The 9,845-nt window shown below is 73.0% G+C and carries 7 protein-coding genes and 1 pseudogene; 4 read left to right on the forward strand and 4 right to left on the reverse strand.

The annotated features are described in order from the left end of the window. Nucleotides 1–35 precede the first annotated feature (35 nt). Together VHU88_24560 and VHU88_24565 are read right to left on the reverse strand one after the other, a co-directional pair. Complete coding sequence (locus tag VHU88_24560) at nucleotides 36–3,062, reverse strand: hypothetical protein (protein HEX3614883.1); 3,027 nt, start codon at nucleotides 3,060–3,062, stop codon at nucleotides 36–38. 31 nt (nucleotides 3,063–3,093) lie between these two features. Then, nucleotides 3,094–3,963, reverse strand: coding sequence for a DUF3027 domain-containing protein (locus VHU88_24565; GenBank protein HEX3614884.1), 870 nt, complete (start codon nucleotides 3,961–3,963; stop codon nucleotides 3,094–3,096). Between the two features lie 286 nt (nucleotides 3,964–4,249). On the opposite strand from VHU88_24565, the gene VHU88_24570 reads away from it, so the two are divergent. The 4 genes from VHU88_24570 to VHU88_24585 all read left to right on the forward strand — a co-directional run bounded on the left by VHU88_24570 (nucleotide 4,250) and on the right by VHU88_24585 (nucleotide 8,977). Next, complete coding sequence (locus tag VHU88_24570) at nucleotides 4,250–5,845, forward strand: MFS transporter (protein ID HEX3614885.1); 1,596 nt, start codon at nucleotides 4,250–4,252, stop codon at nucleotides 5,843–5,845. Between the two features lie 64 nt (nucleotides 5,846–5,909). Next, complete coding sequence (locus tag VHU88_24575; protein ID HEX3614886.1) at nucleotides 5,910–7,022, forward strand: NDMA-dependent alcohol dehydrogenase; 1,113 nt, start codon at nucleotides 5,910–5,912, stop codon at nucleotides 7,020–7,022. A 132-nt stretch (nucleotides 7,023–7,154) separates the two neighbouring features. Further along, entirely contained in the window at nucleotides 7,155–8,033 is an 879-nt protein-coding gene (locus VHU88_24580; GenBank protein HEX3614887.1) for a MoxR family ATPase, read from the forward strand. Between the two features lie 119 nt (nucleotides 8,034–8,152). Beyond that, on the forward strand, nucleotides 8,153–8,977 hold the full coding sequence (locus VHU88_24585) for a vWA domain-containing protein (protein ID HEX3614888.1): 825 nt from the start codon (nucleotides 8,153–8,155) through the stop codon (nucleotides 8,975–8,977). A 240-nt stretch (nucleotides 8,978–9,217) separates the two neighbouring features. Here VHU88_24585 and VHU88_24590 read toward each other — a convergent pair. Beyond that, nucleotides 9,218–9,403: pseudogene (locus VHU88_24590) on the reverse strand (cold-shock protein). 147 nt (nucleotides 9,404–9,550) lie between these two features. Next, the coding region (locus VHU88_24595) for a hypothetical protein (GenBank protein ID HEX3614889.1) at nucleotides 9,551–9,845 on the reverse strand (295 nt) is incomplete at its 5' end.

A 9,845-nucleotide genomic window follows, 5' to 3' on the forward strand; every position in this document is an offset into this window, starting at 1 on the left:
CCCCCCCCCCACTCTCATACGCGGAGAGCGCTCTCTCATACGCGGGGCGTCAGGTCCTCCTCGTCCAGCGCCGCGGGCAACTGTTCCGGATCCTCGAGCGCCGCACAGACCAACCACCGGCGCTCCCACGCGCCGGCCGCCCAGGCCAGTCCGAAGGCCAGCCCGCGGGTGGTAGCGGCGTGCAGATGCCCGCCGACCCACCGCCAGTCGACCTCCACCGGCCCGTCCGGACCGGCGACCCGCAACGTCTCGTGCTCGACGTACTCGGCCGGACAGCGCGGACCCAGCAGGTCCCGCACGGTGACGGGCACCGGCACCGGTTCCCCCGCGTCGAGCACCGGGGCCGGTGTGCGTTCGGAGGCCAACGGCAGCAGCAGGACCTCGGCCAGGTCGGCCGCCAGTTCGACGGCCACCGGCAACGCGACGTCGGCGCACAGCGCGAGCAGGTCCGGGGCGTCGACCACGACGACGTCGTCGGCCGGGACCACGCGGGTACGCGGACCGTCGGGCACGCGCAGGTAATCCTGCTCCGGCACGCGCTCCGGCGCCACCGCGGCCAGGGCCCGGTAGAGCACCCCCAACTGCTTGCGCCCGACATGCCGACCGGGATCGGCCAGGCGGGCCAACAGTTCTGACGGACCGTCAGGTCGGTCGAGCAGCTCGGCCAGGCCCGTGCGGACGCCCAGGGCCCGAGCGAAAAACAGGTCGAGGCCGGGCGGCGCCTCGTCCCAGAGCCCGTGCAGGACCAGGTCCGCGTCGGGGGCTCGCAGATCGCGAGGTCGCCGCCCGGCGAGCACCGGATGCTCGCCCAGCCACCAGGCCGTGTAACTCGGCAGCTCCGCGCCGCGGCCGTCCGCCCGGCGGACCCGAGCGGGTTCGGTCACCAGCGATCGCAGATCCGGCCCGGACAGCAACGCAAGCGCGGCGGGCCATCGGTCCGCCGCGACCAGGTCGAGATCGCGGACGGCGGAGAACACGACGACGATCGCCGGCCCGCCGCTGCCCGCGGCGGCGGCCACCGCGGCCAACCACTCCTCCTCGCCGTCGAGGTCGTGGTCGGCGCACTCCGGATCGGCGGGCAGGTCGGTGTCCTGGACGACAGCGAACGAGTCGAGCACCCCCACCGCGCGTAAGGCGTCCGGGCCGAACCGCTCCAGGAGTTTCTCGTCGACCACGCCCAACGCGTCCGGTTCCAGCACGTCGACCAGCGCACCGCCCGGCAGCAGCAGCTCCCCGGCCGGCGTCAGCTCACCGTCAACGTCCGGCAACGGCAGCTCGGCCAGCCACGGCCGGGTCGCCCACGGCGCGGCCCCGACCAAGGTCAGCAAGGCCTCGGCCACCGCCTGCTGCTCCTCGGGATACCCGCCGATCAACCCGGCCACCAAGCCGCGGACGGCCGGATGGTCGACCACCGCCTCGGCGGTGGCCGGCCGGGCGCCGAGCCGTTCCAGCAACGGGTGCACCGCCTCCGGATGCGCCACCCGCAGGCCCAACGCGGACAGGGTCTGCGCGTCGACATCGCCGGGCAGCAGGACCTCGCGGGGGTCGCGGACCAGCCGCCCGTCGGCCAGTGGCACCGGCAGGCCCCGCAACGCCTCGCGGTCACCGCCGTCGACCGCGGAATAGCAGGAGCGCCACCAGGCCGGGGGCCGGTCGATGCCGGCCAACTCGTCGACGACCTCGGCCAGGCTCAACCGCCGGGCGCCCAGGCGGGTCAGCGCCGAGCTGGGCCAACCCGGCGGCAGCAGGCCGCCGAGCACCGGACTCAGCACCTCGGTCAGCTCCGCACCACAGTCTGCGACCAGCACCGCATCGCGCGGCCGCAGCGGCAGGCCGCCGTCGGCGGCGGGCAGGAACGAGCGGTCGGCCAGCTTCTCCAGGATCGCGCGACGCAACTGGGCGTCGATCTCGCCGACACCGACCGGGCCGGGGATCAGCGCGGCCGCCGCAGGGCCGACCGCGCCGGCGAGCGCCGCGACCAGGTCGGCATAGGCCTCGGCAGCAGCGTCGAGCAGCAGGTCGGTGGCCCGGCCCGGCGCGACCCGGCGCCGGGAGGAGTCGACCGGGAACGAGCCGAGCAGCAGGGCGGGCAGGTCGAGTCGTTCGTCGGTCGGGGTCGGGGCGTGCAGCACCGGCCGGACGGTGTCCGGCAGCGGCGCCGGACGGTCGTCCTCGATCGGCAGCGCCCAGGTGAGTTGCCAGTCGGCGCGCTCCTCGACCGGTCGTTCGGCGACGACCTCGGCGGGCAGTTCCCCGCTGCGGTGCACCGTGCGCCACCGGGTCACCCTCGCGCCGGCCCGGACAGTGACCCAGGCGCCGGACCGCTGCGCGGACAGTTCGCGGCGGGAGTCCGGGGTCACGATCTCGATCGCGTCCAGACCGGCCAGGGCCAGCAGCAGGGCGTCGTCGACCTCGGCCAGCAACCGGGTGACCAGGTCGAGGGCAGCGGCGTCGCGCAACGGCAGCACGACGGCGGTGTCGTACCCGTCCGGCGGTTGACCGGCCACCTCGAACGGCAGCCGCAGCACCGGGACGGCGCCGCGGCGGCGGTCGGCCTCGGCGGCGAGTTCCGGCACCGCAGCGATCGCATCGCGGGTGAATTCCGTCGACCATCCGACTGCGCCGGTGGTGGAGTGGACCTGCGGGGCCTCGCTGACCGCCAGGACCGCGGCGAAGCCGACTCCGAACCGACCCACGGTCGGACCGGTGCGCTTGGTGGAGGCCCGCAAGGTGGACAGCGACCCCACCCCGGCCGCGTCCAGCGGCGCCCCGGTGTTGGCCGCGATCAGCGTCGCCGGCCCGGCGGTCGCCGTCTCCAGACGTAGGTACAGCCGGCCCGGGGCACCGGCCCGCGCCGCCGCGTCGGCCGCGTTCTGCGCGAGCTCGACGACCAACCGGTCGCGGTAGCCGCCGCGGACCAGTTCTTCCTCGGCGTTCGCGTCCTCCCGAAATCGGGCAGGAGACGCCGTCCAGGCCTCGAGCACGCTGTGCCGCAGGGCCGCCGTACCGAACGCGCCCGCCTGTGCCGCACTTCTGCTGCCTGTCGTACCTATCGGAGCCACCGGATCGGTGCGACAGGCAGCAGAAGCGGTGTCATTGCTCGGCGTCTGGTTGCGGATCGTCGACGGGCTCCGGGACCTCGCTGTCGACCAGCACGGCCGCGTCCGCGTGCAGTGCCGGGTTGGCGCCGGCCAGCACGTCGAAGGTGGTCTCGTCGAGCACCGGCAAGGCCCGCTCGCTCAGCGGCGCCGGAGGCGCCACGACCTCCGAGTGTGCGCCGCAGCCGTGGTCCAGGGAGACCACGCGGGAGTCGTCCGGGGCGTACTCGTTCGCGCAGACCCCGAAGATCCGACCCAGCGAGCCACCCATCAGCAACAGGAACCCACACGTGCCGCACTGGTCTGCGGCGGCGACCGCGATGGGGGCCTGCGGACCGCGCTCGCCGCCGTACCAGCGGTCGAACGCGTCATCGCGCCCGATCGGCGACAGGACCCGCGGCCGGACCAGACCCGCCTCCGCGGCGACCATCCAGACCTCGTCGGCGGCGTCCGGGTCGAAGTGATCGCGCTCGCCCAGCGCCCAACCGGGCAGGAGACGGTCGTCGTCCTCGCCGGGGGGCAGGATGTCGCCGGGGCGGAGGTCGCCCGGGCGCAGTCGGTCCTCCCACGGCACCCAGGCCGGAGCCAGCACTGCCGTCTCGCCGGGCAGCAGCACGACCTCGTCGACGGTGGGCAGCTTCGAGCGCGAGGCCCGGGCCACCGTGACCGCCCAGTGCCAGTCGCGGTAGGCGGGGTTGGCGCAGGCGAACCGGTGGGTCACCACACGCTCGTCCTCGGCCTCACAACCGAGGTGGTCGCCCACCTCGCCCGGAGCCTCGAGCAGTGCGGCCTCCCGAGCCGCCTCGACGGCGTCGGCGCACACCGAGTCCAACGTCGCGCGCCGGGTGCGGGTCGGCGTGGTCACGGTGGTCCTCCTGGCGGAACTGGTCGGGGTTCACCTTGATTGTCTCCCATCGCGGCACCTGCTGCCCACGCGGCACAGGCGAGTGAGGCGAGCGGGGCGCGCGGCAAGCGAGCTTGCGAGCCTGTTGCGGCGCTCCCGAGCCGATCGAGTCTGTTGACGAGCGAGGAACACCACTTGCCGGGCCCGGTCACGCTCCGGGACATGTGCGGCAAAGCGGGATGAAACACCCGGAAATCCGAGCCGTCCGGACAACCGGATCCTGCGCGGGAGCGGGCAGGATGGAGTCGTGGCGTTCGATGGTCCCGGCTCTCGGCCGACCGGCCCGCCTCCGGGCCCCCCGGGGCTGAGCGGGCCGCGGCCGAAACAGGCGTGGGCCGGCGTCGCCCGCAACACGCTGCGGGCCGCCGGCAAGGCGGGCGCGGGTACCCGACGCACGATCCGCCGCGCAACCAACGCGCAGGGCGCGGGCGAGACCGGCCTGGCAAAGCTCACCGAACTGACCGGGGTCAGCTCGGCCGGCGATGCCGCGGTGACCCTGGCGCTCGCCGGAACCCTGTTCTTCTCGGTCCCGGTGGGCCAGGCCCGCGGCCGGGTGGCGCTCTACCTGCTGGTGACGATGGTGCCGTTCGCGTTGCTGTCGCCGCTGATCGGGCCGCTGCTGGACAAGTTCCGCTCCGGGCGCCGCTATGCCCTCGCGTTGACCTTCGGCGGCCGCGCGTTCCTGGCGTGGTCGATGGCCGGGTCCGTCAAGCACGCCTCGTTGTGGCTCTACCCGGCGGTGTTCGGGGTGCTGGTCTGTTCGCGGGCCTTCGGGGTGACCCGGGCGGCCGGGGTTCCCCGGCTGCTGCCGACGTCGGTGCCGTTGGTGCGCGCCAACTCGTGGATGAACATGTCCGGGCTGATCGCCTCGTCGGTGGTCGGCGGGCTCGGGGCCGCCGTCACCCACGTCTTCGGCCCGCAATGGTCGCTACGTGGGGCGGCGGTGATCTACGTCGTCGGCACGGTGCTGTCCCTCCGGCTGCCCAAACGCGTCGACTCCGCGGCCGAGGAACGCCAGGCGAGCATGAGCGAGACCGGTCCGATCCTGATCGGCCGCGACGCGACCCCGAAGGCGGGCTACGTCGGGCCGTCCGTGCAACTGGGCCTGAACGCCAACATGGCCTTCCGGGGCATGTCCGGCTTCCTGACGTTGTTCCTCGCCTTCCTGCTGCGCCAGCACCCGCTCGGCGGCTTGGCCGACACTGCCGCGATCGGCCTGGTCGTCGGCGCGGCCGGCATCGGGAGCGTGCTCGGTACCGGCGTCGGCGCGCTCATCAAGCAGCGGACGCCCGAGGTCATGCTGATCCTGCTGCTGGTGGTGCAGACCGCGATGATGGTGCTGAGCAGTGCCGTCTGGAGCCTGCCGACCGTGCTGGCCGCGGGCCTGATCACCGGCTTCACGCAGACGCTGGGCAAGCTCGGCCTCGACTCGATGATCCAGCGCGACGTCCCGGAGGACGTGCGCTCCTCCGCCTTCGCCCGTAGTGAGACGTGGCTGCAACTCGCCTGGGTGGTCGGGGGCGGGCTGGGCATCGCGCTGCCGCTGCGTGGCGACGTGGGCTTCGGGATCGCCGCCGGCGCGATGGTCGTGCTCACCCTGCTCGTGATCCACCGGGCCCGGGAGAACCGGCGCTCGACCCTGGTCCGGACCCGGCAGGCGTGGGCCGCCCCACCGCCGATCCCCGACTGGCAACCGGCCACGAACGTCCGCACCGACGCCGCCGGCCGCGACGAGGCGCTGTGGGACGACGAGGCGTACCGGCCGGCGACCGGGCTCTCGTTCCCCCCGGTCGCCGCCCAACGTCCGGACGGCTTCGAACCGCCCTATCCGCCGGCCTTCTGACCTCTTGCGTCTCTTGCGCGGCGAGGCAGGATGGGTCCACCCCAACCCGCGGAGGAGAGTGTCGATGAAGACCAAGGCCGCAGTCGTCTACGAGCCCGGCAAGCCGATTGAGATCGAGGAGCTGGACCTCGACGGTCCCAAGGAAGGCGAGGTGCTGATCCGCTACACCCACGCCGGGTTGTGCCACTCCGACATCCACGTCGCGCACGGTGACCTGCCCTGCCGTACTCCGATGGTGCTCGGCCACGAGGGCGCCGGGATCATCGAGGAGGTCGGGCCGGGAGTGACCCGGGTCAAGGCCGGCGACAAGGTCGTCTGCTCGTTCATCCCCAACTGCGGACACTGCCGCTGGTGCGCCACCGGACGTCAGTCGATCTGCGACATGGGCGCCACGATCCTGGAGGGCTACCTGCCCGGCGAGCGCTTCCCGATGACGGGCCCACAGGGCAACTACGGGAACATGTGCATGATCGGCACGTTCAGCCAGTGGAACGTCATCCACCAGAACTCCGCGGTGAAGGTGGACGACGACATCCCGCTGGACAAGGCCGTGCTGGTCGGTTGCGGCGTGCCGACCGGCTGGGGTTCAGCGGTCAACACCGCGGACGTCCAGCCCGGTGAGACGGTGTTGGTGGTCGGTGTCGGCGGCATCGGCATCAACGCCGTACAAGGCGCTCGCTACGCCGGCGCGAAGAATCTGATCGCCGTCGACCCGCTGGAGAACAAGCGGGAGAAGGCCCTCGAACTCGGCGCCACCCACGCCGTGGCCACCTCCGAGGAGGCCATGGAGCTGGCGATGACGCTGACCCGCGGCGTCGGCGCCGACAAGGCGATCATCACCACCGACCTGGTGACCGAGCCGCAGGTGACGACCTCGTTCCACACCGTCAGCAAGGGCGGCACCGTCGTCATCACCGGGCTGAACCGGCTGGAGCTGAACAACATCCAGTTGCCGTCCGCACTGATGACGTTGTTCCGCAAGACGGTCAAGGGCTCGCTGTTCGGCGACTGCAACCCGACCACGGACATCCCGAAGATTCTCGGGCTCTACCAGAGCGGGGACCTCAAGCTCGACGAGATCATCACCCGCACCTACAAGCTGGAAGAGGTCAACGAGGGCTACGACGACCTCCTCAACGGCAAGAACATCCGCGGCGTCATGATCCACGAGCACTGAGCACCGCCCAATCGCGAACGACGGTTGAGGACGACGTCCTCAACCGTCGTTCGAGCGGGTGCATTGTCCGGTTGTGGAGCATCTGCGGACGACGTCCGCAGATGTTGCCCGCCTGAAGGCTGACGGAGGCGCATGAGCGAGGACAACCGGGCGGTAGTCGGACGGGCGCGGGAGACCGAATTGTTGGTCGCCGCGCTCGACTGCGGTGCGCACGTGCTACTGGAGGGCCCGCCGGGAACGGGCAAGACGACGCTGCTTCGGGCGGTGGCGGCCGACTCGAAGACCTCGTTCGTGTTCGTCGAGGGCAACGCCGAGCTGACCCCGGCGCGGCTGATCGGGCACTTCGACCCGGCCCTGGTGCTGGAGCGCGGCTACGGCCCGGCGACGTTCGTGGACGGCCCGTTGGTCGAGGCGCTGCGGGCCGGTTCGCTGCTCTACGTCGAGGAGGCCAACCGGATCCCGGAGGAGACCCTCAACGTGCTCGTCACAGTGATGAGCGAGGGTGAACTGCACGTCCCGCGGCTGGGGTGCGTCGGCGCGGCCGAGGGGTTCCGGCTGGTGGCGGCGATGAACCCGTTCGACTCGGTCGGCACGGCCCGGATTGCCGCGGCGATCTACGACCGGGTGTGCCGAATCGCAATGGGCTACCAGGACGCGGCGGCCGAGGCCGAGATCGTCGAGCTGCGCGCGCCGACCGTGCCCGCTGGTTGGCGGACGTCAGTGGTCGAGCTGGTCCGGCGGACCCGGACGCACCCGGAGGTCCGGATCGGCTCGTCGGTACGCGGAGCGATCGACACGGCCCGGGTCGCGGTCGCGCTCGGCGCCCGGCGCGGGCTGGCGGTCACCGATTGGGACGTCGGCCTGGACGCGGCCCTGGTCGCGCTGTCCGGTCGCATCCGGCTGCGTGAGGGCAGCGGCCGCGACTCCGAGGCCGTGGTCCGGGAGCTCTACGCCGAGGTGTTCAAGAACGCGCGCGACGACGACGGGAGTGATGCGTCGGGGGGAGCCTGAGCCCGCCGCCGGCCGGCCCGCCGAACCCCGATCCGGGGCCGGGCCGCCGGCGTCGGGCCGGACCCGCCGACCGCACCACCCCCCGCTCCGAGCTGTCCGCCAAGCCGCGGTTCAGCGAGTTGTCCCCCGAGGTCGGTGTCCTCGACCAGGAGGCGTTCGCCCAGATCCTGGCCGAGGACCCGGACCTGGCCCTCGCGCTGCTGGCCGAGGCCTCCGGCGCCACCGACGAGCAGTTGCGCGCCGCCGCCCGGGCATTGGCCGCCGCGATCGTGCTGGACCGTGCCAACGCCGGAGCGCCCCGCCGGCGCGGCATCGGCCGGATGCAGTCAGCGCCCTGGGACGCCGGCGGAGACCTCGACCTCGACGCCTCGCTGCCGGCGGTGGCCGAGGCCCGGGCCTTGCGGCGGCCCATGTCCGGTGCCGATCTGACGGTGCGTCAGTGGGGCCGGCCGACGTTGGCGCTGTGCCTGCTGGTGGACGCGTCGGGTTCGATGGGCGGGGCCCGGTTGGCGGCGGCTGCGCTGACGGCGGCCGCCTGCGCGTGGCGCGCACCCGGTGATCACGCCGTGTTGTCCTTCGCCCGCGAGGTCCGGGTGCTGCGCTCGATGGAGTCCATCCGGACGCCCAGCGAGGTAGTCGACGACGTGCTGCGGTTACGCGGTCACGGCGTGACCGCGTTGGCGGCCGCCCTGCGCCGGGCCGGCGCCGAACTGGCGGCCAGCCAGGCGGCCCGGCGGGTCGCGGTTCTGCTGTCGGACTGCCGCGCCACCGACGACGAGGACCCACTTCCGGCCGCCGCCGGGCTCCCGGAGTTGCTGATCCTGGCCCCGGCGGACGACTCCGACGCCGCCGCCGACCTGGCCTTCCGCTCCGGTGCTCGCTGGGCCCCGATGCACGGCCCGGCCGACGCCCCCGCCGCCCTGCTCGGCCTGCTCGAGGGCTAGGCGCTACCTAAATCTTCAACAGGGCCGGCGGACGCCCGGGGGTCAGAGCTCGATGTCGGCGGCCACGGCGCGGAGCAGGGCCGCGGTCTGGGTGGCCTCGGACTTGCTCGCGTGCCGGCCGCGCCGGTAGGAGTTCGACAACCCGTCGAGGAGCTTGATGAGGTCCTCGATCAGCAGCGCCATCTCGTCCGGGGACTTGCGGCTCGCCGCGGCGACCGACGGCAACGGGTCCAGGACCCGTACCGAGAGCGCCTGGTCCCCCCGTCGGCCCTGCACGATCCCGTACTCGACGCGGACGCCGGGCTTCAGGCTCGCCAGACCGGCGGGCAGGGCGTCCTTGTGCACGAACACGTCGGAGCCGCCGTCGCGCGAGAGGAACCCGAACCCCTTTTCGACGTCGAACCACTTCACCTTGCCGGTGGGCACCTGATGCGTCCTACTCGCGAAGATCCCGCACCCCTCATCCGGTGGCGGCCGGACGCTCGCGCCCCGGGGACCGTGGCAGGGCGACCGCCCGACACTACCCGGCGAGGGTGTCTGTCTGCTTGACCGGACGCCGCGAGCAGCGGGCGATCAGCTCCAGCGGGCGTCGCGGACGACCAGCACGCCGAGATAGGCCGCGGCGACCAGCCCGATCACGCCGGGGCCGTAGTGGAAGCTGCCCGACAACGACCCGCCGGCCACCTTCAGCCGGGCCATCGAGGACGGCGCCGGCCGGATCCAGGTCGCCGTCACCCAGGCCCGGAGCAGGACGATCACCAGCCATGCCGCCGGGATCCCCAGCAGCGCCCGAGCCTTGTCGGTCGCCTCCCAGAAGCGGGAGCGTCCGGTCATCGCCGCTCCCACCAGGCAACCGAACAGGCCCACG

Source organism: Sporichthyaceae bacterium (genome assembly GCA_036269075.1).
Taxonomy (GTDB): domain Bacteria; phylum Actinomycetota; class Actinomycetes; order Sporichthyales; family Sporichthyaceae; genus DASQPJ01.

What these genes read in the sequence shown, in the direction of transcription:
- VHU88_24580 (HEX3614887.1), top strand. Translation starts at nt 7,155, where the DNA reads ATGAGCGAGGACAACCGGGCGGTAGTCGGACGGGCGCGGGAGACCGAA.
- VHU88_24575 (HEX3614886.1), top strand. Translation starts at nt 5,910, where the DNA reads ATGAAGACCAAGGCCGCAGTCGTCTACGAGCCCGGCAAGCCGATTGAG.